Consider the following 21268-nt stretch of genomic DNA (forward strand, 5'->3'; position numbering starts at 1 on the left):
CGTGTTCTGGAACAGGTTCTGGGCGGTCATCCGTTGAGCTGTCATTCAGGCCAGCACATCGACGGAGGGGCGGTAGCCGAGGGGTTCGTCCCGGAACGGCGGTCGGACCGCCGTGCCGGACTCCCGGGCGTCGCCCGGTTGGTCGGGTGCCCGCACGGATCCGGGATCCGGACTGGTCCTGGCCTCCTGCCGGCCGGGAGCGCCGAAGGCTCCGGAGCCTCCAGCTCGGGAGTCGTCGGGCTGGGAGTTCCCGGACAGGTCGAGCCGCGTGTCCGTGCCGCCCTGGGCGAGGTCGCGCCGCAGGTCCGGGAGGATCGCGCGCAGCGCATCCCGCCCGAGTTCGGTCGGGGCGAACAGTTCCACCCGAATCGCACTGCCGCCGATGTGCGCCCGCACGATCACGGGACCCAGATTGTCGGGGTTCACGGTGATGGTCATCGCGTGCTCGCCGTTCGCGGCGCCGATCAGGCTCGCGAGGCCGCGGCCGACCTGGCCGGCGAACGGCAGGTCGGCGAGCTGCGCCGCTCCCGGTGTCGCGGCCGAGGCGCCGGCAGCGGATGCCGCGGCGACAGTCGAACTCGCAGCGACCGTGTGCGGGGCGGCCGGGAATGCGGTGCCCACGCTTGTCGGATCGGTGGGAGTCACGGGAGTCGCGGCAGAAGCGAAAGCAGTGCCTGCGGCCGTTGCCGTTGCCGATCGGAATGCGGCGCCAGAGTCGGCGACCGCTCCCCCGCGCGAGCCGCCTGCGCCGGCACTGTCTGAACCGGTATTGGCTGAACCACTGCTGTCAGAGCCGTTGCCGTTCGAGGCGTTGCTGACCGAATCGAGGCTGACCGACGCGGCGGCGCGCGAGTCGATGGGCGCCGTGGTCGGGAGGCTCGAGTTCGCGGCGCCGGGAGCGCCAGCGGTCCGGGTAGCTGCGGCGGATGCGCGGCCGGCCAGGTCTGTGAGGCCGGCGGCGGACCCTGCGGCCGCCGCTCCGGTCGGACCCGCCTGACCGTTCGTTGCGTCCGTCCCGTCGGTGGCTGCGCCGGGAGTCGGGGCCTGGACAGCAGGGGCGGTGACGCCGGCACCGCCGGTGGTCGTTCCGATCACGGCGGCGGCCGCCTGGTTCCCGAGGGCACCGACCGGTGACGAGGAATCGACCGGAGACCCGGCGGTCGTCGCGGTTGCTGTTGTCGAATTCGACGGTGAACCAGCCGCCTGTGCTGCGCCGACCGGAGCCTGCGCTTCCGCGGTGACGGCGCCGGGCAGCGCCCGGCCGAGCGTCGCGGAACCGGCTGCCGCGGAATCAGCGGACGTCGAACCGGAAGAGACCGAGCGTGAGGAAACCGGGCCGACAGCCGAGCTGTCGCCGGGCGCCGCGCCCGAAGTCGAGGCTGCTGTCGAGCCAGCTGTCGTGCCAGAGGTAGCGGCCGAGAGGGACGCCGAATCCGCCGTGAGCAGGTCACGCATGACGGTCGCCTGCGTGTCACTCGCACCCTGCTGGGCCGCTGCCGATCCGGGACCATCGGCCGCTCCGACTGCAGACTGACCCGAAGAGACCCCGGTGCTCATCGATCCCCGGCCGGACGACGGCACGGGTTCCGCCTGGGCATCCCGCTCCGTGCGGGCGCCGCGTGCCGCCCGGGCCGAGCGCACGTCCCTGGCGATCTGCACCGACCGGACCGCGCGCGCATCCTGGGCGTCCCGTGCCGTCTCTCCGGATTTCTGTGTGGACTGCCCTGCGGAGTCCCGGGTGTCCTGCAGCGCAGACGTCCGGGCGGCGGATGTCCGGTCGGCTGATGTCCGGGCGGCGGCTTGCGCCGAGGACCGTGCTGCGGAAGCGTCCATGCGCTCGCGAGCGGCGGCATCCGCGGCCGAGCGCGACAGGGCCGCCTGGGCCGCCCGTGCGGTCACGGCCTGCGCGTCGACGGAGGCACTCGCGGCCTCGCGACGCTGGGTCGTCCCGGCGTCCCTGGCCGTGTCGAGCGCGGAGGCGAAGCTGCCCGCACTCGTGTTCGCTCCGGAACCCGTGCCGTTCCCGGTCCGGGTCTCCGTCGCCGAGCGTGCGAGCAGGGCCTGGGCGTTGGCCCGGGCGAGGGAGGCGTGCGCGGACACCGCGCTTCCGAAGGAGGCGGCCATCAGGAGGCGCTCTTCATCATCGAGGCGAGGGCGGCGCTGAGCAGGTCGGCGGTGCCGGACGTCGCGGCGGCCTTCGCCGCGGTGAGGGCGGTCGCCGAGGCCGTCGAAGCGGTGCTGGACGTCGCGGGGGCGTCCGGGATCACGCGGCGGATGGTGTCGATGTCGGAGTCCTTCATGTAGGCCTCGACCTCGCAGACCGTGCGGCCTTCGTAGGGCGCGTGGATGACCTTGTGGTTTCCGGCGTAGATCAGGATGTGCTCTCCGCCGCCGGTCACGATCAGGTCGCCCGGCTTCGCGTCTGCGAGGGACGCGACCTCGGTGCCGATCTTCATCTGCCCGGAAACGAGGCGGGGAACGGATATGCCCATGTCGGCATAGACCTTCTGCACGAGCCCGGAGCAGTCCATGCCGCTCGAGCTCTTGCCGCCGAAGACGTAGGGAACGCCGAGGTACTTCTGCGCCGCGGTGACGATGTCGGTTCCGGTCACGCTGCCGGTCGCGACGCCCGCGCCGCTCGCCGCGGTCGTGGCCGAGCTGGCGGCCGCCGCGAGGGCGTCGGCGAAGGTCGCCGCGGTTCCGGTGCTGTCGGCCGTCGTGGTCGTCGTGGCTGTGGCAGCGGCCGCGGCCGTCGACGCCGACGCGGCGCTCAGTGCGTCGAATCGCGCGAGGGTGGCCTGGATCGTGCTGATCCGGCTCAGGGCGTCGACCATCGTCATCGGGTGCCTCCGGCCTTGCGGCGGTGCCACCCGGTCGACGCGATCTCGTCGAGCACGGTCTGCTCCGCCCGCAGGTCCTCCGCGGCGACGAACAGGCCGTGGCGGCCCTCGAGCTTTTCGAGCCCGACGGACTCGGCACGCTTCGCGGTGAAGGCGGCGTGCGCGGTCTCAGCGGTCTGCCGGTATTCCCGGCCGAGCGCATCGAGGTCGGCGAGCATGCTCTGCGCCGAGGTGCGCCCGGCCGCGATCGCGGCGAGGGATGCGGTGCCGGTCGCCTCACTGGGCAGCACGGTCAGGGCTGCGGATGCCTCGGCGCGCCTGGCCTCGTTCGAGTTCAGCAGGGCGTTGGCCGCGGCCAGTTCCCCGGCGGCGGCGTCCTGCTGCAGGTGGCGCAGCCGGAGGAGTCCGGCGAGGGCGAAGTCGCGTTTCATCAGATGCCTCCGAACAGCCGGGTGAGCCGGGTGAGCTGGTCCCACGCGAGCGGGGCGGACGTCTGGTCGTCCATCCGCTGCTGCAGGAATTCGTTGATCGCGGCCTCGTTCTCCACGGCCGCGTCGACGAGCGGGTTCGTGCCCGGCTTGTACGCGCCGACGTCGAGGAGGTCCTGGGCGTTCCGCCGCGCGGCGAGCACCTTGCGGAGGTTTCCCGCGAGCCGGTTCTGTTCCGCGGTGTTGACCCGGGAAGCCACCCGGGAGATCGAGGCGAGGGCGTCGACGCTCGGGAAATGGCCGAGGACGGCGAGTTTGCGGTCGAGGACGACGTGTCCGTCGAGGATCGAGCGCGCGGCATCCGCGATGGGCTCGTTGTGGTCGTCGCCGTCGACGAGCACGGTGTAGATGCCCGTGATCGAGCCGGACTGGTCGGTGCCCGCGCGCTCGAGGAGGCGCGCCATCAGGGAGAACGTCGATGGCGGGTAGCCGCGGGTTGCCGGAGGTTCGCCGACGGAGAGACCGATCTCACGCTGGGCCATCGCGACGCGGGTGAGCGAGTCCATCATCAGCATGACGTCAGCGCCCTGGTCGCGGAAGGACTCGGCGATGCGGGTCGCGACGAAGGCGGCGCGCAGGCGCATCATGGCGGGTTCGTCCGAGGTCGACACCACGACGATCGACCGGGCGAGGCCCTCTGCACCGAGGTCGTCCTCGAGGAATTCGCGGACTTCGCGGCCTCGCTCCCCGACGAGGGCGATCACGGAGACCTTCGCGTCGGTGCCGCGCGCGATCATCGACAGGAGTGAGGACTTTCCGACCCCGGAGCCGGCGAAGAGGCCCATGCGCTGGCCGCGGCCGACGCTCGTGAGGGTGTCGAGCACGCGCACGCCGAGCTGCAGCGGCGTCGTGATCCGCGACCGCTGCATCGCGGAGGGGCTGTCGTGGTCGATCGAGACGTATTCCTCGACGACGAGGGGGCCCTTGCCGTCGATGGGGCGGCCCATCCCGTCGATGACACGGCCGAAGAGGCCGTTCCCGGTGGGCACGAGGTGCGGGGTCGCGTCGGACCGGACCGGTGCGCCGACCCGGATCCCGGTCATCCGGCCTAGCGGCATGCAGCGGATGCCGTCCTGCGTCGTCGCGACGACCTCCGCGTCGATCTCGGCGTCGTTCCCGATCGCGACAAGGTCGCCGATCGCCGAGTTGAGCCCGCGGACCTCGAGGCCCAGGCCGACGATGGACGAGACCACGCCGACCCGCTCGGGGCGGGCGACGCGGAGGGCGCGCGCGAGGGCAACGGGGCGCGGTTCCCAGGTGAGGGTCATCGGGTTCCCCCGAGGAGCGCGGCGCGGGCCCGCTCGAACGCGGTGGAGATCCGGGCGTCGAGGAAACCGTCCGCGAACTCGGAAACGGCGTCGCCGCGGGCGAGCGACGGGTCGGCCTGGAACGTCACGCCGGTCGCGGCGAGGACGGCCGGGTCGATCACGTCGAGGTCTGCGGGGTGCATGCGCACCACGTTCGGCCGGGTCGGCGACGCGGGGTCGAGTGCACGGCGCAGGGCCAGCCGTGCCGCACTCGGCCCGTCACTGATTTGGTAGCCGATCACGGCCTCCGCGAGGTCGAGCGCCGTGGCGAGCAGGGTGCCTTCGGCCTCGTGCAGGACGGGCTGGGTGCGCTCGTCGAGCGCGTGGCTCGCGGCGGTCAGGAGCCCGACCGTGCGGTCGAGCTGCGCCTGGACCTGCGACACCCGGGCGGCGTGGTCGGCCTCGAGGCGTGCGACCTGCGCCGCAATGTCGCTCGCGGCGGCCCGCATGCCCGCCGTGTATCCAGCAGCATGCCCCTGGACCCGGGCGGCCTCGACCGTGCTGTCGCCGGACACGGCACGCAGGGTCGGGAAGGAGATCGCGGAGAACGGCGGGTCGCCGGCGGTCTCGGCGGTCGCGCGGGCGACCGGAGTGGCCGCCTTTCCGGCTGCGGGCGCGGTTCCTGCGGTGGCTACGGACGCATCCACGAGCACGGGCTCTGCGTGACGGAACGGGATGGCGGGGCTAGACAACATAAGCGTCCTCGTCCGCACGGGTCACGGTGATGCTGCCCTGGGCCTCGAGGTCGCGGATGGCGCGCACGATCGTCGCACGTCCCTCCTCGACCTGGGAGACGCGGACGGGCCCGAGCGCGCGGATCTCGTCGTCGAGGATCTCCCGGTTGCGTTCGGAGAGGTTCTTGCGGATGATCTCAATGACGCCGTCGGTGGAGCCCTTCATCGCGATCGCGAGGATACCGGCGTCGATGCCACGGAGAACCTGTTGCACGTCGCGGTCCTCGAGGCGGACGATGTCGGCGAAGGTGAGCATCCGGGCGCGCACCTGTTCGGCCAGGACCGGGTCGCGGGCGTCGAGGGCTTCGAGGAGGGAGCGCTCGGTCGCGACATCCGCCCGGTTGATGATCTCGACGAGCGGCTGGATGCCGCCGACGACCTCGACGGAGTCCCGGGTGGCGGTGACGGCGCCGACGCGGGCCTTGAGCGAGTCGGTCACGACGCGGATGGCTTCGGGGGTCGCCGTTCCCATTCCGGCGATGCACTGGGCGACCTCGGCGGGCAGGGTGCCCTCGAGGCCGGCGATCACGGCGGAGGCGTGTTCGGGACGGAGGTGGGCGAGGACGAGGGCGATGGTCTGCGGCAGTTCACCGTCGAGGAGCGTGAGGATCTGGAGCGGTTCAGCGGTGTCGAGGAATTCGAAGGCTTTGCCGGCCATCGAGGAGGCCACCCGGCTCATGACGCCGGCGGCGCGTTCTGCGCCGAAGGATGCCTCGAGCAGGCCGACCGCGTAGGCGTGGCCTCCGCGAGGGGAGCGTGTGCCGCGCATGGTGAGGTCGTGGAATTCGAGGACCGTGGTCTCGGCGACCTCGGTGTCGACCCGGCGCAGCTGCACCATCTCGGCGGCGATGTCGGCGGCCTCGGCCTCGGTGAATTGCTTCATCACCTCGGACGCACGGTCGTGCTCCATGTTCATCAGCACGATGGCGACCTTCTGGGTTCCGGTCAGGGGGACCTGGGGGTCGATCATGCGGGCTGCCGGTCTTCCATGAGACCGCGGAGGTACTCTGCGGTCTTCTTCGGGTCGCGCTGGGCGAGGGCGTCGATCTCAACACGCATCCGCTCGGAAGCGGCCGGCGGGGTGAAGGCGGGAACACCGAAGGCGACGGTGGGGCTCGGGTCGATCATGATCGGCGCGATCGGGGTATTGAGGCCGAACGGAACCGCGGCGGGGGCGAGGGCCGGACGTACCTGGAGCATCTCGTCGACCTCGATCGATTCGCGGCTCTGGCGACGGGAGCGGCGGGCGTAGAGCAGCATGCCGAGGATCAGGGTGATCAGGATTCCGGCGGTGATGATGCCGATGCGCACGATCTCCCCCATCCGGTCCGCCGAGGTCTGGGCGTCCTGCTGGGCGAGAGCCGCTGATGCGTCTGCGGCGGCCTGGCCGTTGAAGCTCACGACCTCGACGGTGACGGCGTCGCCGCGGGTCGAGTCGATGCCGGCGGCCGAGGAGACCAGGCTGGTCACGTCGGCGACGTTGACGCTGCCGATCGTGTCCTTGTTCACCGCGACCGAGATCGTCTGGCGGTTGACGGCACCGGCCGGGATCGTGCGGGTCTCGGTGACCTTGTTGACCGCGTTGTTCTTCGTGGTGTCCGCCGAGGTGAAGGAGCCGTCGGTGCTCGTTCCCGTCGGTGTCGTCGTCGTGGTCGTGGTGCCGAGCACCCCGGCCGCCCCCGAGGCGCCGGTGCCGGTGTACGTCTCGGTCTTGACGGCCTCGTTGAGGGCGGGAGCGTTCGTCGGCGAGGTGAAGGATTCCTCGACGCGGGAGGCCGACTGTGCGCTCATGTCTGCGGCGACGACGACGGTCGCGTTACCGGCGCCGAGCACCTTGTCGAGCATGGCCTGGACCGAACCGCGCACGCGCTGCTCGTAGTCGGTGGACTGCTCGGCGCCGGTCCCGGTGACGCCGGTGCCGACGGCCGAGAGCACGATGCCCTTGGAGTCGATCACGGCCACGTCGGTCGGCTTCATGCCGTCGATCGAGGCGCTCGTGAGGTGCACGATGGCCTGGACCTGGTCGCTCGAGAGGGTCACTCCAGTCTGGGTGGCGACGAAGACGGATGCCGTCGGGTCCTGCTTCTCGGACACGAACACGGTGTCCTTGGGGATCGCGAGGCGAACAGAGGCGGTCTTGACGCCCTGCATGGCCTGGATCGTGTTGGCGAGCTCACCCTCGAGGGCCCGCTTGTAGGTCACCGACTGCTGGAACTCGCTCGCGGTGACGCCCATCTTGTCGAGCAGAGAGTATCCCCCGGTGTCCGAGGTCGGCAGCCCGGCCGCGGCCGCCTTGAGTCGCTCGGCGTAGACATCCGCCTGGGGAACGAGGATCGTCGCACCGCCGTCGCTGAGCTGGTAGTCGACCTTGTCGGTCGCGAGCTGGTCGACGATGGCGCTCGCGTCGGCGCCGGCGAGCCCGGAGAACAGGGGCGTGTACGCGGGCTTCGTGGCCCACATCGTGAGCGCGGCGATGCCGAGTGCGAGCACCGCGACGCCGATGATGGCGACCGTGCGCTGCGCGATGGTGAACTCACGGATGTTCTGTCCCAGTCGCTGGAAGAAGGAACTGATCTGGCGGGGCATCAGGCCTGCATCCTCATGATCTCGTTGAAGGCGTCGACGCCCTTGTTACGCACGGCGGCGACGAGTTCGAGGCTCACCTGTGCGCGGGTCGCGGCGATGGTGGCGCTCGCGATGTCGTTGAGGTTGCCGGTGACGGCGGCGACAGCCTGGGTGTTCGCGGTCGACTGCAGCTGCTGCAGGTTGTCGACGGCGCCGGCCATGGCGGTTCCGAAGCCCGAGCCGTCTGTGGCCGTGGTGGCCTGGCTGGATTGTGTCGCCTGCACGCTCTGGGTGGCCTGGCTGGCCTGGAGCGCGAGCGCCCCGATGGATGCGATGGTCATCAGGCACGGCCGATCTGAAGAGCTGCTTCGTAGGTTGTCTTGGCGCGGTCGACGACGGCCGCGTTCGCCTGGTAGCCGCGCTGGGCCATGATCAGGTCGCCCATCTGCTCGCCGAGGTCGATGTCGGGGCGGCGCACGTAGCCGGCGGCGTCGGCGAGCGGGTTGGTCGGGTCGGAGACGAGGATGCCGGTCGCAGAGCCCTGTGCGGTGCCCGCGACCTCCACGCCGTTCACGCCCGCGCCGGCCTGCGCCACGATGTAGCGGGCCTGGAAGGCGTTGCCGCTCGTCGGCGTGACCGTGTTGACGTTGGCGATGTTGTCGGCGATCGCGTCGAGCCATTTGCGGTGCAAGGTGAGGCCGGAGCCGGCGATTCCGATCGCGTCGAGGCTCATCAGGCGGTCTTCATCGCGGCGCGCACGGCGCTGAACGGCATGTTGATCGCCTGTGCGGCGAACTGGTACCGGAGCACGGTCGAGGTGTTCGCGAGCGTCTCGGTGTCGAGATTGACGTTGTTGCCGTTGACGTTGGTGGGTTCGAGCGAATCGGTGGTCGTGGCGGCCGTGCTGCCGCTGCCGTCGGCGACCGACTTGGCGAGGGCGGACTCGAACGCGACCTGCTTGGCGTGGTAGTTGGGGGTGTTGACGTTGGCGATATTGCTCGCGATGGTGCTCTGTCGCAGAGAGAGTGCGGCCAGTGCGCTCGTGAGAGCGGTGGAGGTCACGGATTCAAGCACGGTTACCCGATTCGTCGTCAGATGTACTGAACGGCCGATCCGTGGCCTGGTGCGAGCAATCCGTGCTCGTCTCTAGCTATCGGCCCGGTTCGGGCCCGCGTTAGGTCTTCTTTCCACGAGTCAGGCGCTTGGCTCGAAAGGGGGGTGCAGCGGCCGTTTCGGCCCGCCGACCGCCCGCTCCCGTCAGTCGTCGTCGCGAAGTATCTCGCTCTTGCTCGTGAGGAGGATGGGCCTCTGCTCGGGGTCGAGACCGGGTGGCGGAGTGAGCCAGTAGCGGCCCGTGTCGTCGCGTGCGATGCGCCAGTGTTCGTTGTGGAGCCGCAGGTGGTCGGCCCGGCAGAGCAGGATGCCGTGGTCGAGGTTGGTCTCGCCGGTGTCGTCTTTCCAGTGTTCGATGTGATGCGTCTCGGTCCAGGCCGGTGGCCGGTCGCAGCCCGGCCACCGGCAGCCGCCGTCACGAATAGCGAGGGCCACCCTTTGGGAGGGGCTGAAGGTGCGTTGCTCCCGGCCGAGGTCGACGCCGCTGCCGTGGTCGTCGAAGGTGACATCGAGGAGCCCGCTGTCGCACCGGTTCCGTTCCACCGTCTCGGCCGAGACCGTCACCGCGGTCCCCTCGATCACCCCCGGCTGGAGCGCGGGTGCCGCGGTTTCGGGGTTCGCCGCAGCGTCGGCTGTGGGTGACGGGGCCTCGGTTGGCGCGGCATCGGTGGGTGTGGTTCCCGTGGGCGCGAAACCGGTGGGTGTGGCGCTGGTGGGGCGGATGGTGATCATGCGGACGGCGGGGCTGCGACCGCCGGCGATGCGTTTCGGGTCGGCTTTCACGCCGAGTTTCATCAGGGCCAGGAACGCATCCGCGGTGAGTTGTTCTGTGGTGCGCGGGTCGTCCTGGACCCGCTTCGACCAGGCCGCCTGGACCTTGTCCACGAACCGGACACCGCCCCGGCGGGGGCTGGTGATCGCGTCGTAGGTACTCATCAGGTATTCGCCGTCTTCCGGGGCGAACAACCCGACCATGCGCACCTGCCCGGTGTGGAGTCGCCAGAACCGCAGGGACCGGTCGTCGTAGACGGCCTTCTCCCGGGCGGCGATGCCGGCCTCATCGAGCACGTCCCGCACCCGCCGGGCCCGCTTGAACAACTGGTCAGCGTTCACCGTGCGCGCCTCGGCGAGGAGCCGGGCCAGGGCCGTGGCGAGTTTCTCCGGGGTGATCGCCCGGTCCAGGTCGCCGAGCCCTTTCCGGAGCGAGTCTGCCTTCTCGACGCTCAGCCAGCCCTCGCGCAGGGCCCGGCCGATCGGCGCGTGCCACGGCGGCACCGCGGCCGCAGGCACTGGCGGGTCGACCGGCGGCAGGCCCGGGGCCGCGCCGTCGAGGGGTGGGACGCCGTCGAGGAACGGAGTCTCGTCCAGCAACTTCTGAGCCTCGGCGGCTTCCCGGGCGGCCTTCTCAGCGGCGTCGGCCTCGGCGAGCAGCCTGCCGACCGCGAGCAGCTTGCCCACGTCGCCCTTGCTTGACCCAGAAATACTCTGCAGGAGATCTTCTGGGGTCCGGAACCCCTTCCGGGCCGCAAGGCCTTGGCCGCCGAGTTCGGGCCGGGACCGCCGGGCGAGTGTCGCGGCGAACCACGCTGCCTGGGTGTCGAGTGCCCGCCGGGCTCCCGAAATCAATGCGTGCCCTTCGAGCACCGCGTCATCGCTCAACGTGTCGACAGCGGCAGACGAGCCACCGAGCCCGGTGACGATATGAGCCATCGACCGCAACCCGCCGAGCACGCCTCTCTGCACCGGGTCGCCCTGCACCCGGTCGCCATGCGGCTGATCGAGTGAAGCGGGCGGCTGGGGAAGATCGGTCATGCCCCCACGTTACGACGGACCGCCGACAGTCTTTGAGCATGGCTCAGGCTTGTGGAAACTCCCTCTGATCAGGCACCTGTTGAGGAGAAGCCTCGCTCAACGAGTCCGATCAGCCGGTGACGTCAAGATAGACGGACGCGTTGGCGCGCTGGGCGGTGAGGATGGTGCGCACGGCGGACAGGTGTGCTCCGGCGGAGCGCCGCGCATCCTCGATCTCGCGGATCAACTCGAGCTGGCCGGCGATGAGCAACCGGGCACGCTCCTCGAGCTGCACGGGAAGCTGCCCCAGGTGCTCAGGCGCGCGCCACTGCACGCCGGTCGAGAACCGCTCCCCCTCGATCGCGAGCACCGCATTGCGGGTACCACTGCCGAGGCTGCGCTCGAGCTCGTCGAGCACCCGCAGCCACTCCTCATACGATCCCGACGGCCTAGGCATAACCGAGCTCTCCTCCGACCCGGGCAGCCATCGGCTGCGCGGGAAGCTGCTCGGCGGCTTCGTGCCAGGTCTGACGCAGCGGCTCGAGCAGTCCGATGCACTCCACCGTGCGGTTGACGTCCCGGTGCACGTTCGAGCTCATCAGCGCGTTCTGCACGTACACGTAGATCGCGAACAGGCCTTCGGCGCCGTCCCAGGCCTCGACGTTGAGGGAGGACGACAGTTCGGAGACGATCGCCTGAGCGTGCAGCAGGTTCTCCGAAGCAACCTGCCAGTCCTGGTTGAGCTGTGCGGCCTGCGCGCGGTTGAGATCCAAAAGCAGGCGGTCGTACAGCATCGTCAGGAGCCGCGCCGGCGTGGCGGACAGGATCGATTCGCGGTTGAACTGTGCGCGGCGGGCCTGCGCGTTGCTCCCCATCATGCTCATAATTGCCATCATCATCCAGCGCTCGTAGTAGTAGTGGTCGGGATCGCAGCGACCTGGGCGGTGAGCCAGCTCGACTGCGCTTTGAGAGCGGCGAGGGAGACCTCGAGCGCCGTATACGTGGCCTGCAGGGTGGAGCGTCGCGTGGCCAGGCTGACGTCCCACGCGTCGATCCGGGTGCTCATGTTCTTCACAGAGGACTGCTGCCCGGTGATCTCGCTCGTGAGCGCACCGGTGTACTTGTCCGACACTGCGGTCGCCGCAGCGGCGACCCGGGTCGCGATCTCCTGCACGGCGGCCTTGACCGTCGTCGGGTCGGCGGCGAGGGCTGTCGCGAACTTCGCCGCGTCGAACTCCATCGTGCCGGTCTTCGTGATGCTGATGCCGTACTCCGACGGCGAGTGCCCGTTGATCGGGGCGGATGCCGCGGTGAGCAGCTTCTGGCTCACGTCACGAACCCCGCTGTCCCCGGTGAAGACACCCGGCGACATCACGGCGGCGCCGGACGCGTTAGTGCTGTTCGTCACGACGGTCTGGGTGGAGATGAGGGCGAAGATGCCGTTGAGCGAGCTCACAAGGCCCGAGGCGAGGGAGCTGATCGCGGCATCGTCGCGAGCGACCTTGATCGTCGCGGCCGAGGTTGAGACCGCGGAGACCGTGATCGCGACTCCGGGCAGCAGGTCAGCGAAGGTGTTCGTCGACGAGGTGATCTTCTGTTCGGCCGTGGTGCCGGCCCAGAGAGTGAGACTCGCATCCTGCGCGGCGGTCGTGATGGCGGCGCCCGTCTGGGTGAGCACGTTCGTCGCGGTGTTGGCCGTGACCTCAGCCTTGGTGCCCTGGTAGATCGAGAATGCGCCGGCCAGTCCCGAGCCGCTGGCGGTGAACTGGAGGCGGTACTGCGCGGCCCCGCTCGCGTCCACGCCCGACGCGACCTTAGTCGCGGTGACGCCGGCACCGGCCGCATTGACCGCGGTGACGACATCGTCAAGGGACGTGGATGCCGGGGTGATTTCGGTGCTGACGCCGTTCACGACGACGGTGAGTGCCGCGGGGCTGGCCGGCCAAACGGTCAGGGCGGCGGAGACGCCGACCTGGGTCTTGGCGAGGGCGCCGACGACAACGTCGATCTGGCCCGCACTGGCCCCGGTCGAAATGGCCGTGGTCACGCTCGTGGAACTGCTCGTAGCGGCGTAGAGGTCGGTGGCCGCCGGCTTCGAAGCCGTGGTCGCGAGGGTCGCGAGGGCTGCGACCTGGCCGTTGAGGCCCTGGAGTGCGGTGATGAGCTTTTGAGAGGTGGCGACGGATGCCTTGAGGAGCGTCTGCGGACGAGCCTCGACGGTCATCAGGGAGTTGATCAGGGTCGTGGTGTCCAGGCCGCTGATGAGCCCGTCGATCGCGTTCGTCATGCCTCCACCTCCTTAGGTGTGAAACTCTGTGCTGCTGGTCGTGCTGCGGGTGGAACGTGGAATGGCCGGCGGCGTTCGAGGGATGAGGTCCAGTTCATCTCCCGCGCGCCGCCGGCCATAGTTCACCGGTCGGTTGCCCGACTGCCTGGGCTATCCGATTTACTGGAGGAGCTTGAGCACGCCCTGGTTGCCCTGGTTCGCCTGAGCGAGCATGGCGGTACCGGCCTGCACCAGGATGCTGGAGCGGGTGTACTTGACCATTTCAGCGGCCATGTCGGTGTCGCGGATGCGGGATCCGGCAGCGGTCAGGTTCTCGGTCGAGACGGCAAGCGTCTTGACGACGCTCTCGAACCGGTTCTGAACCGCACCGAGGTCGGCACGAGCGGTCGACACCTTGGTGAGCTGAGCGTCGACAACCTTGATTGCCGCCGCAGCGCCAGCAGCGGTGCTGAAGTCCAGGCCACCCGAAGCAGCAAGTCCACCGGCACCCGCGGTCAGCCCGGCGGAAGGGTTCGCGACGGCCACCGCTCCACCGTTCAATGCCTTGACGTTGAGCTTGCCTGCGGTGTCGACGGTAGCAATCAAGCTGCCGGAGAAGGATGTGTCCTTGTTGAGTGCATCGGCCACTTCCTGCGCAGTACCACCGCCGGTCGACAGCGCCGCCGTCGCGATCGTCGAGACCGACTTGTCCGGGTTCGTGACGACGAAGGACTGCACGACGTCGTTGGTGCCGGCTGCGCCGACCGTGTAGGACGAACCAACGTTCGTCGCACCGATCGCAGTTGCGATGGTGTTGACGTTCGCACCCGTCAGGTCGACCTTGATCTGGCTGCTGGCATCGGAGTTGGCGCCGACCTGGAAGCTCAGTGCCTTGCTCGATCCGTCCAGCAGCTGGGTGCCGTTGAAGTTCGTCGAGTCACCGATACGCGTCAGTTCCTTGGTCAGCGCAGTGACCTCGGTCGTGATCGCGGTGCGGGAGTCCTTGTTGTTCGAGTCGTTACCGGCCTGGACGGCGAGGTCACGAACGCGCTGCAGAATCGACTGCACCTCGCTCAAGGAACCTTCAGCCGTCTGCACGACCGAGATGCCGTCCTGGGCGTTGCGGCTGGCGACCGTGAGGCCACCGACCTGGGACTTGAGTGCCTCGGAGACCGTGAGGCCGGCCGCGTCGTCCGATGCGCGGTTGATGCGAAGACCACTGGAAAGCTTCTCGAGCGACTTGGACATGTCGTTCTGTGTAGCGGTCAGGTTGCGGTAGGTGTTGTTCGCCGCGATGTTGGTGTTGATCTGCATACCCATGATGTATTCCTCCGTGAGTGGGTGTCGGTGCGTCTACCCATCCATGGGCTGACACTGAGATCTATCGGCCTTGGCCGATCGTGCGTTAGCCGTTGAGCGAGAAAGATTCCCGGGCCGGGTAGGCGCCGTGGTCGCCGAAGGATCCCGCAGCGGTGGCGTACTTCGCTGCGGCGATCGCGGCGGTCCGCGAGGGCACCGGCAAGCTGATCGGCTGCGTGAGGGGAAGGTCGGTCGCGACGGCGGGCATCCGCTCTTGGACAATGCCGAGCATCGCGTGATCGGCGAGCCTGGCCAGGTAGGCGCTGCGGCGGGCCGGCGCCACGCGGGACTCCGGCACGTAGTCGGCTTCATCGTCGGCGTAGTGGGTGCCGAGGCCGTCGCGCAGCAGGCGGATGGCCTCCGCGCGCTGCTGGGACACGGCCGAGTGGGTGATGCCCAGGTCTGCGGCGATGTCCTTGACCGGGCGGTCGTCGAAGTAGACCTGCTCGATGATCTCGCGCATCTTGGGCGGGAGCGCGAGCACGGCCGCGCGCAGGTAAGCGAGGCGCTCGGCGGAAAGCAGCGACTCCCCCGGCAGCACCGTGCTCGCCGGGATGTACTCGGCAGTGGTGTCGTCGAGGGCGATCACGGTGCGCTCGCTATCGGCGAGGCCGGCTGCCGCGGTCTCACGGTCGACGCCGAGTGCGGCGGCGATCTCGTCGACGCTCGCGGCACGGCCGAGGGCGGCGGCGAGGGTTTCCTGAACGGCGCGGGTTTCCTTGATGCGTCGACGGGCGGTGCGGGTGGCCCAGTCGTTGGAGCGCATCTCGTCGGCGAATGCCCCGATGATGCGACGACGGGCGAAGGCGCCGAAGGGAACCCCGAGGTCGGGGTTGAAAGCATCCGCGCTCGTGACGAGCGCGAGCGCGCCCGCAGACGCGAGATCATCGCGCGAGAGGTGCCGAGCCTTGGCCCAGACCTCGGAAACCAGGTATCCGACGAGGGGCAGGTTGTCGGTGACCAGCCGATTGCGCTCTGTGCGATTCACGTCGCAGCCCCCCTGTGTTTCACGAACGGATGTTGAGCGAGAGACCTCTGGCAGGGCCAGGATTACTTCGCTTCGTACCGGGTGAGCACTGGGACAAATTCACTGATCGGACAGGGGTTCGGGGCCCCTTTAACACAAAGTGTTTTGTCCGCGTGTCAAACATACAATCAGCCGCCCCTGAGACGGGCCGTGCGGCACCCCCACTCTGGGGGGGCTACTACCCCCCAACCGGGAAACGCTTACCTGCTCGGACACGCCCTGCCACCCCCACTTTTGGGAAAGCGTTGTCCTCATTTAGGTGGACATTCCCAGCCGCCACCTGCCAGTCTGGGCACACGGATCGCTTACGTGCGGCAAAACCCTGCCGATAGTGCCATCTGAAGCCAGAGTCGACGCGGTCGTGCGTCCCTCGGCCCGACCGGAATCGTGTGGAGGAAATCGTGGGCGCCAATGAACTCTCGGCCCTCCTGTGGCGCGAGCGGGAGCTCCTCGAACTGCTCGTCTTCAAGCTCGACGAAGAACAGCTCCTCCTGACGAACGGCAAGACCCGCTGGCTCCAGCAGGGCACCCGCGAGGTCGAGCAAGTGCTCGGCCACGTGCAGGAAGCCGGTCTCGCCCGCAGCGTCGAAGTTGCCGCCATGTCCGCAGAGTGGGGAACGAACGAAGACGCCACGCTCCGCGAACTCGTCGCCCACGCCCCCGTCGGTCCCTGGACCGAGATCATGACGGCGCACCTCAAGGCCCTCGGCGAGCTCGCCGCCCAGATCAAGGAACTCCGCGACGCCAACGAACACCTGCTCCGCTCGGCCGCACGCTCCAGCCAGGAGACGCTCGCCGATATCCGTGTGAACACGAACACCTACGACGCCCGCGGCACAGCGGATGCGTCCACCCCGCCCGCCCGCCTCTTCGACCAGTCGTTCTAACGGGAACCCCATGAGCACATTCGGCGGACTCAACACCGCATACACCGGCCTCGTCGCCGCCCGCCAGGGCCTCGACGTCGTCGGCCAGAACATCGCCAACGCCGGCACCGAGGGGTACACCCGCCAGCGCGTGACGACCTCGTCAGTGGATGCCGTGACGCGCGTCGGTCTCTTCTCCTCCGGAGTCGGCGCCGGCCAGGGCGTCTCGGTGACCGGCATCGCCCGCCTCGGCAGCGCGAGCCTCGACGCGCAGGTGCGCGCTTCGGCCGCGGCCGCGGGCTTCTCGGCGGTGCGCGCCAACTCGTTCTCCGCGGTGGAGGCCGCCACCAACGAGCCGGGCACGAGCGGGCTGTCTGCGACCCTCTCCAAGTTCTGGGCCGGCTGGCAGGACGTCTCCAACAGCGTCGGCGACGCGGCCCCGGCCGGCGTCGTGCTGAGCCAGGCCAACGCCGTGGCCGGCCAGATCGCGTCCAACTACCAGGCCGTCGCGACCGAGTGGTCCTCCCAGCGTTCGAGCGTCACTTCGATGGTCTCCGAGGTGAATGCCGCGGCCACGCAGGTCGCCGGACTCAACTCCCAGATCCGGATGACGGTCGCGGCGGGCGGCTCCGCCAACGAACTCCTCGACAAGCGCAGCGCGCTCACCACGACCATCGCCGCCCTCACCGGCGGCGTCGTCTCCGAACAGACCGACGGCACGGTCAGCATCTTCGTCGGCGGGAACGCCCTTGTCAGCGGCGATCAGGCCCAGAGCCTGACGGCCGTCGGAGCCACCTCGATGACGGGAACCGGAGCCAATACCGGAACGGCCGGCACCGTGCAGGTCGTCTGGACCAGGGATCTCGGCAAGACCCCGCCGACGGCCGTCTCGGTCGACGGCGGCGAACTCGCCGGAGCGCTCTCGCTGCTCGGCCCGGCGACCATCGACGCGAACGGCCAGGGAACCGGATCGACCCTCGCCGACGTCGCGGCCACCTACAACGCCTTCGCGACGTCACTCGCCACGAGCGTCAACGCCGTCTTCAACCCCACGTCGACTCCCGGCGGGAATTTCTTCACAGTCTCGACCACCGGGGCAGCTGCCCTCGGCCTGAGCGTCCTGCCGAAGACGGCAACCGACCTCTCGGCGGCGCTGACCGCAGCCGGGGCCGCGGTAACCGCCGCTGCAGCCGCAACCGGATCCACCACCGTGACCTCGGCCGGCACGATCGCCGACGCCGTCTCGCAGTTGGGCGCGGGCAAGGCCACCGCCATCGACCCCGCGACGAACCTCCCCTTCACCTCACCGAGCGCGGACTGGTCCAATGTCGTGACCCGCCTCGCGGTGACCACGAAGTCCGAGCTCCAGGGCGCGTCCCTGGCCGACATCACGTCGACCGCAGCGGTCAAGGCCCAGCTGTCCAACGCATCCGTCGACCTCGACGAAGAGAACGTGAGCCTTCTGATGTTCCAGCACGCGTACCAGGGCGCCGCCCGCGTCATGACCGCCGTCGACGAGATGCTCGACGTGCTCATCAACAAGACCGGATTGGTGGGCCGCTGATAATGATCTCCCGTGTCACCACCCAGACCCAGATTCGCGCCGCACAGACCAGCCTGCAGAGCAACCTCGCGAGGCTCACCCAACTGCAGGAGCAGGCCTCCTCGCTCACGACGCTGAAGAACCCCTCAGACGACCCGGCGCGCGCCGCGGATTCGCTCGCGGTGCGCGCCCAGCAGACCGCGGTCGCCCAGTACACCCGCAACGTCGACAATGGCACCGGCTGGCTGACGACAGCGGATGCCGCGCTCTCCGCCACCACGAACATCATGAACCAGGTGCGCGACCTGACCGTGCAGGGCGGCAACGGCTCGCTCTCGCAGACCGCGAAGAGCGCCCTCGCCACGCAGCTGCAGGGGCTCAAGCAGGACCTGCTCACCCAGGCGAACACCCAGTACCTCGGTCGCAGCGTCTTCGCCGGAACCTCGGACGAGGCCGTGGCCTTCAAGACGACCGCGGCGATCCCGGCGAACGGGGCGACCCCGGCGATTCCGGCGACGGTGACCTACACGGGCACCTCTGGTTCGACCGTCGAGCGCCGCGTCGCCGCGGACTCGACCGTCCGCGTCGATTCCAACGGATCGAAGATCTACGGGCCCGACACGAATTCGGTATTCACTCTCATCGACAACATCAGCTACGCCCTCGACCCCACGACCGGAACCGCCGGGGCGACCCCGACGGCGACCGCGAGCGACTACCTCGCGACCGTCGACACCCGACTGACCACGGTCATCGCCGCGCAGTCGGACAACGGCGTACGACAGGCGCAGATCGAGAGCGCCGGCGCCGGCCTCGTCACCAAGGCCGGAACGCTCGAGGCCCAACGATCCGGGATCGAAGACGTGGACCTCGCCCAGGCCGCCCTTGATCTCAAACTCCAGGAGGTCAGCTACCAGGCTGCACTCTCCGTGACCGCGAAGGTATTGCAGCACACCCTGATGGACTTCCTCCAGTGAGCGCCTCCCTGACATTCGTCTCCCCACCGCCCGGCCTCGCGCCGCTGACCGAGTTCGATCTCACCGAGATCGCCGGAGCCGACGGCCTGTACACGTTGCAGTCCGCCGAGGACCGGCATACCCGGCTCTTCGTGCTCGACGCCTCGATCTATCTGCCGGACTACTCCCCCGTCATCACCGACGAGCACGCCAGCTCCCTCGACCTTGCCGGCGCCGATGAGGCTCTCGTGCTCGTCGTGACCAACCCGCGCGAAGGCGGGACGACCGTCAACCTGATGGCGCCGATCGTCGTGAACTCGACGACCGGCCGCTGCGCCCAGATCATCCTCGAGGGACAGGACTGGTCCCTCCGCGCCGAGCTCGGCGCCGCGTCGGCGGCCTGAGCACACAGTACGGGCGTGCGCGCTCCGTCCTCAGGTGCGCGTTCCTGAACGGAGTCTCAGGGCATTTCCGCGACCAATCATGAGCGATTCCGGCCGAACGGGAATAGCGTGAGGTCCATCGGGGCATAGCCGCTCGGATTCACCCAACGGCTGGCCGATATCCCGAGCAATGGAGCCGTAATGCATCCGCTCATCAGCTATTTTGCAGCCCAGGACAGTCCGGGCATCTATCTCGGCTTTGGTGCCTTCCAGATCCAGCTCGGCAACCTCATCGTGATCCTCGTGATGATCCTGCTGTTCGTGCTGGCCCTCTTCCTGCCGTTCCCGAGCGGGAAGAAACGGCCATGAGCATCCGTGAGGAACGGAAGACCGAACCGGTCGAGGAGTACTACACCTGGACAGGGAAGGCCAGGGGCTGGCTGCTGAAGCACCTGCCCGCCGACAAGCTACTGCCGCAGGACCAACCGAGCTACGTCGCATCCTGGATCTACGTCTTCGGAATGGGCGCGATCGTCTCGCTCGTCTTCATCGTGGTCTCCGGCGTCGTGCTGAGCCTGAACGGCCCGGCCTGGTACCACGTCTCCGACTTCGGGCACTTCGTGAACAGCGTGCACCTCTGGAGCGTCGAGCTCTTCTTCATGACGATGGTCGTGCATCTCTGGGGCAAGTACTGGATGGCCGCCTGGCGCGGTGGGCGCACCCTCACCTGGATCACCGGGATGGGCGCCTTCCTCGTCTCGATCGTCGCGGCGTTCACCGGCTACCTGCTGCAGACCAACTTCGACTCCCAGTGGATCGCCTTCGAGGGCAAGGATGCGCTCAACGCCTCCGGCATCGGCGCGTGGTTCAACGTGGCCAACCTCGGCCAGATCTTCGGGTTCCACATCGTATTGCTTCCCCTCGCCGTCGGAGCCGTCGTCGCGCTGCACGTGATCCTGGTGCGGATGCACGGGGTCGTCCCCCCGATCGACGCGGCGGAAACCGACGCCCAGCTGAGCGGCACGGACCGGACGGAGGCGACCCGATGAGCGCCCCGACCATGTCCCGTTCCGACCGGGATGGCCTCGCGCGCCGCCCGTGGCGCGGCACCGTGCGCGAGTACGACCTCTTCAAGGAACTCACGGTCGCCCTCGTCGTCGTCGGGCTCGTGATCGTCGGTCTCTCGGCGATCGTCGGCTCGCCCGACGAACCGAGCGTGACCCTCAAGTCCTGGGCCCAGGCCCAGCCCGCCGACTTCGTGGCCACCGCGACCGCCGAGCTCGGCGGCACGAGCGAGACCGCCGGTTACGGCCCGCCGTACAACACCACCGCCGACGCGACCCAGACCATCGGGGCATTCGACCTGCAGAGCTTCTCCGGCGTGCAGCTGCCGATCGATACGGCCCAGGACCTCGTGATCACCCCGCTGACGACCCTCAACGCTCCGCCGAGCGCCGCTCTCGACGCGTGGAACGCCGGGAGTGACACCGAGAAGGCCGACTGGACCGCCGCATACACGGATGCCCTCACGAACGCCCCCGATGGCGACCCGGCCCAGGTCGCCACCGGCGACTACGGCCCGGTGCCGGTCCTGACGGATGCGCTCCTCACAATGGCAAGCCAGGGCGCCCTCGACGGCGTGCTGAACGCCCAGGAGTCGTTCTACAACTCCGACTACACCCGCACGATCCTGTTCCTCGGCGACGGAGCCTACTTCGGTGACCTCGCGACCGCGGCGCATCTCACCGGCGACCAGTGGGGCATGATGAACGAGACCGGGAACACCCCCGGTCAGTCGTGGCTGTGGCTGTTCTCCTTCTGGTACCAGATCGAGCCGTTCGCCTCCGCCCCCAACGCCGACCTGCTCGTCGTGCTCCTGATGCTCGTGCTGAGTGTGCTGCTGACGCTCGTGCCCTTCATCCCTGGCCTGCGGGACATCCCGCGGTGGATTCCGATCCACCGCCTGATCTGGCGGGATTATTACAAGAAGCGGGCAGCGGGCCGGAGTTGAGCGGAGTGCGCCAACACTA

The 21268-nt window shown here is 69.0% G+C and carries 23 protein-coding genes; 7 read left to right on the forward strand and 16 right to left on the reverse strand.

Annotated features, from left to right (window positions below; all coding sequences use genetic code 11):
- Window positions 1–45: 45 nt before the first annotated feature.
- The 16 genes from E3O46_RS05365 to E3O46_RS05440 form a co-directional block, all read right to left on the reverse strand.
- Window positions 46–2124 carry a flagellar hook-length control protein FliK gene (locus tag E3O46_RS05365; RefSeq protein WP_134561247.1) on the reverse strand — a complete coding sequence of 693 codons (2079 nt, stop codon included), beginning with the start codon at window positions 2122–2124 and terminating at the stop codon, window positions 46–48.
- Window positions 2124–2840, reverse strand: coding sequence for a C40 family peptidase (locus E3O46_RS05370; protein WP_134560265.1), 717 nt, complete (start codon window positions 2838–2840; stop codon window positions 2124–2126). The genes E3O46_RS05365 and E3O46_RS05370 overlap by 1 nt, the downstream gene beginning before the upstream one ends.
- Entirely contained in the window at window positions 2837–3271 is a 435-nt protein-coding gene (locus tag E3O46_RS05375; RefSeq protein ID WP_134448956.1) for a flagellar FliJ family protein, read from the reverse strand. Before E3O46_RS05375 ends, E3O46_RS05370 begins: the two co-directional genes overlap by 4 nt.
- Window positions 3271–4596 carry a FliI/YscN family ATPase gene (locus E3O46_RS05380; RefSeq protein ID WP_134448955.1) on the reverse strand — a complete coding sequence of 442 codons (1326 nt, stop codon included), beginning with the start codon at window positions 4594–4596 and terminating at the stop codon, window positions 3271–3273. The genes E3O46_RS05375 and E3O46_RS05380 overlap by 1 nt, the downstream gene beginning before the upstream one ends.
- Window positions 4593–5330 carry a FliH/SctL family protein gene (locus E3O46_RS05385; protein WP_134448954.1) on the reverse strand — a complete coding sequence of 246 codons (738 nt, stop codon included), beginning with the start codon at window positions 5328–5330 and terminating at the stop codon, window positions 4593–4595. The genes E3O46_RS05380 and E3O46_RS05385 overlap by 4 nt, the downstream gene beginning before the upstream one ends.
- The gene (gene fliG, locus E3O46_RS05390; protein ID WP_134448953.1) at window positions 5320–6339 is read right to left on the reverse strand and encodes a flagellar motor switch protein FliG; all 1020 of its coding nucleotides are present in this window, start codon (window positions 6337–6339) and stop codon (window positions 5320–5322) included. The genes E3O46_RS05385 and fliG overlap by 11 nt, the downstream gene beginning before the upstream one ends.
- Window positions 6336–7955, reverse strand: coding sequence for a flagellar basal-body MS-ring/collar protein FliF (gene fliF, locus E3O46_RS05395; protein ID WP_134560261.1), 1620 nt, complete (start codon window positions 7953–7955; stop codon window positions 6336–6338). Before fliF ends, fliG begins: the two co-directional genes overlap by 4 nt.
- Window positions 7955–8275: a flagellar hook-basal body complex protein FliE gene (gene fliE / locus E3O46_RS05400; protein ID WP_134448951.1), complete on the reverse strand. Its 321-nt coding sequence runs from the start codon at window positions 8273–8275 to the stop codon at window positions 7955–7957. The genes fliF and fliE overlap by 1 nt, the downstream gene beginning before the upstream one ends.
- On the reverse strand, window positions 8275–8667 hold the full coding sequence (locus tag E3O46_RS05405) for a flagellar basal body rod protein FlgC (protein ID WP_134561248.1): 393 nt from the start codon (window positions 8665–8667) through the stop codon (window positions 8275–8277). The genes fliE and E3O46_RS05405 overlap by 1 nt, the downstream gene beginning before the upstream one ends.
- Window positions 8667–9008, reverse strand: a complete 342-nt coding sequence (locus E3O46_RS05410) for a flagellar basal body rod protein FlgB (RefSeq protein WP_134448949.1) — start codon at window positions 9006–9008, stop codon at window positions 8667–8669. Before E3O46_RS05410 ends, E3O46_RS05405 begins: the two co-directional genes overlap by 1 nt.
- Window positions 9009–9191: 183 nt before the next feature.
- Complete coding sequence (locus E3O46_RS05415) at window positions 9192–10859, reverse strand: HNH endonuclease signature motif containing protein (RefSeq protein ID WP_134561249.1); 1668 nt, start codon at window positions 10857–10859, stop codon at window positions 9192–9194.
- A gap of 109 nt (window positions 10860–10968) precedes the next feature.
- The gene (locus E3O46_RS05420) at window positions 10969–11295 is read right to left on the reverse strand and encodes a hypothetical protein (protein ID WP_134448947.1); all 327 of its coding nucleotides are present in this window, start codon (window positions 11293–11295) and stop codon (window positions 10969–10971) included.
- Window positions 11288–11737, reverse strand: coding sequence for a flagellar export chaperone FliS (gene fliS / locus E3O46_RS05425; RefSeq protein ID WP_338145018.1), 450 nt, complete (start codon window positions 11735–11737; stop codon window positions 11288–11290). Before fliS ends, E3O46_RS05420 begins: the two co-directional genes overlap by 8 nt.
- The gene (gene fliD / locus E3O46_RS05430; protein ID WP_134561250.1) at window positions 11734–13125 is read right to left on the reverse strand and encodes a flagellar filament capping protein FliD; all 1392 of its coding nucleotides are present in this window, start codon (window positions 13123–13125) and stop codon (window positions 11734–11736) included. The genes fliS and fliD overlap by 4 nt, the downstream gene beginning before the upstream one ends.
- A 159-nt stretch (window positions 13126–13284) precedes the next feature.
- Window positions 13285–14424: a flagellin N-terminal helical domain-containing protein gene (locus E3O46_RS05435; RefSeq protein WP_134561251.1), complete on the reverse strand. Its 1140-nt coding sequence runs from the start codon at window positions 14422–14424 to the stop codon at window positions 13285–13287.
- Window positions 14425–14509: 85 nt separating this feature from the next.
- Window positions 14510–15451 (reverse strand): sigma-70 family RNA polymerase sigma factor, encoded by a 942-nt coding sequence (locus tag E3O46_RS05440; protein ID WP_134561252.1) that lies wholly within the window; start codon window positions 15449–15451, stop codon window positions 14510–14512.
- 440 nt (window positions 15452–15891) lie between these two features.
- On the opposite strand from E3O46_RS05440, the gene E3O46_RS05445 reads away from it, so the two are divergent.
- The 7 genes from E3O46_RS05445 (at window position 15892) to E3O46_RS05470 (ending at window position 21249) form a co-directional block, all read left to right on the forward strand.
- On the forward strand, window positions 15892–16377 hold the full coding sequence (locus E3O46_RS05445) for a flagellar protein FlgN (protein WP_134448943.1): 486 nt from the start codon (window positions 15892–15894) through the stop codon (window positions 16375–16377).
- A 10-nt stretch (window positions 16378–16387) separates the two neighbouring features.
- Complete coding sequence (flgK, locus tag E3O46_RS05450; protein ID WP_134448942.1) at window positions 16388–17920, forward strand: flagellar hook-associated protein FlgK; 1533 nt, start codon at window positions 16388–16390, stop codon at window positions 17918–17920.
- A gap of 2 nt (window positions 17921–17922) precedes the next feature.
- Window positions 17923–18876, forward strand: a complete 954-nt coding sequence (gene flgL, locus E3O46_RS05455) for a flagellar hook-associated protein FlgL (RefSeq protein WP_134561253.1) — start codon at window positions 17923–17925, stop codon at window positions 18874–18876.
- Window positions 18873–19259: a flagellar assembly protein FliW gene (locus E3O46_RS05460; RefSeq protein ID WP_134448940.1), complete on the forward strand. Its 387-nt coding sequence runs from the start codon at window positions 18873–18875 to the stop codon at window positions 19257–19259. The genes flgL and E3O46_RS05460 overlap by 4 nt, the downstream gene beginning before the upstream one ends.
- A 180-nt stretch (window positions 19260–19439) precedes the next feature.
- Window positions 19440–19607, forward strand: a complete 168-nt coding sequence (locus E3O46_RS18180) for a hypothetical protein (protein WP_166787363.1) — start codon at window positions 19440–19442, stop codon at window positions 19605–19607.
- Window positions 19604–20287 carry a cytochrome b N-terminal domain-containing protein gene (locus E3O46_RS05465; RefSeq protein WP_134448939.1) on the forward strand — a complete coding sequence of 228 codons (684 nt, stop codon included), beginning with the start codon at window positions 19604–19606 and terminating at the stop codon, window positions 20285–20287. Before E3O46_RS18180 ends, E3O46_RS05465 begins: the two co-directional genes overlap by 4 nt.
- Window positions 20284–21249: a hypothetical protein gene (locus tag E3O46_RS05470; RefSeq protein ID WP_241985085.1), complete on the forward strand. Its 966-nt coding sequence runs from the start codon at window positions 20284–20286 to the stop codon at window positions 21247–21249. Before E3O46_RS05465 ends, E3O46_RS05470 begins: the two co-directional genes overlap by 4 nt.
- Window positions 21250–21268 lie beyond the last annotated feature (19 nt).

This window comes from Cryobacterium glucosi (assembly GCF_004402235.1).
GTDB classification, from domain to species: Bacteria; Actinomycetota; Actinomycetes; order Actinomycetales; family Microbacteriaceae; genus Cryobacterium; species Cryobacterium glucosi.

Excerpts from the sequence above, each read along its gene's own strand:
- flgL (WP_134561253.1), top strand. The coding sequence starts at position 17,923 with ATGATCTCCCGTGTCACCACCCAGACCCAGATTCGCGCCGCACAGACC.
- E3O46_RS05405 (WP_134561248.1), bottom strand. The coding sequence starts at position 8,667 with ATGAGCCTCGACGCGATCGGAATCGCCGGCTCCGGCCTCACCTTGCAC.
- flgK (WP_134448942.1), top strand. The coding sequence starts at position 16,388 with ATGAGCACATTCGGCGGACTCAACACCGCATACACCGGCCTCGTCGCC.
- E3O46_RS18180 (WP_166787363.1), top strand. The coding sequence starts at position 19,440 with ATGCATCCGCTCATCAGCTATTTTGCAGCCCAGGACAGTCCGGGCATC.
- E3O46_RS05375 (WP_134448956.1), bottom strand. The coding sequence starts at position 3,271 with ATGAAACGCGACTTCGCCCTCGCCGGACTCCTCCGGCTGCGCCACCTG.
- E3O46_RS05470 (WP_241985085.1), top strand. The coding sequence starts at position 20,284 with ATGAGCGCCCCGACCATGTCCCGTTCCGACCGGGATGGCCTCGCGCGC.
- fliD (WP_134561250.1), bottom strand. The coding sequence starts at position 13,125 with ATGACGAACGCGATCGACGGGCTCATCAGCGGCCTGGACACCACGACC.
- fliF (WP_134560261.1), bottom strand. The coding sequence starts at position 7,955 with ATGCCCCGCCAGATCAGTTCCTTCTTCCAGCGACTGGGACAGAACATC.
- E3O46_RS05380 (WP_134448955.1), bottom strand. The coding sequence starts at position 4,596 with ATGACCCTCACCTGGGAACCGCGCCCCGTTGCCCTCGCGCGCGCCCTC.
- E3O46_RS05370 (WP_134560265.1), bottom strand. The coding sequence starts at position 2,840 with ATGACGATGGTCGACGCCCTGAGCCGGATCAGCACGATCCAGGCCACC.
- E3O46_RS05465 (WP_134448939.1), top strand. The coding sequence starts at position 19,604 with ATGAGCATCCGTGAGGAACGGAAGACCGAACCGGTCGAGGAGTACTAC.
- fliE (WP_134448951.1), bottom strand. The coding sequence starts at position 8,275 with ATGACCATCGCATCCATCGGGGCGCTCGCGCTCCAGGCCAGCCAGGCC.
- fliS (WP_338145018.1), bottom strand. The coding sequence starts at position 11,737 with ATGATGATGGCAATTATGAGCATGATGGGGAGCAACGCGCAGGCCCGC.
- E3O46_RS05420 (WP_134448947.1), bottom strand. The coding sequence starts at position 11,295 with ATGCCTAGGCCGTCGGGATCGTATGAGGAGTGGCTGCGGGTGCTCGAC.
- E3O46_RS05365 (WP_134561247.1), bottom strand. The coding sequence starts at position 2,124 with ATGGCCGCCTCCTTCGGAAGCGCGGTGTCCGCGCACGCCTCCCTCGCC.
- E3O46_RS05415 (WP_134561249.1), bottom strand. The coding sequence starts at position 10,859 with ATGACCGATCTTCCCCAGCCGCCCGCTTCACTCGATCAGCCGCATGGC.
- E3O46_RS05385 (WP_134448954.1), bottom strand. The coding sequence starts at position 5,330 with ATGTTGTCTAGCCCCGCCATCCCGTTCCGTCACGCAGAGCCCGTGCTC.
- fliG (WP_134448953.1), bottom strand. The coding sequence starts at position 6,339 with ATGATCGACCCCCAGGTCCCCCTGACCGGAACCCAGAAGGTCGCCATC.
- E3O46_RS05435 (WP_134561251.1), bottom strand. The coding sequence starts at position 14,424 with ATGGGTATGCAGATCAACACCAACATCGCGGCGAACAACACCTACCGC.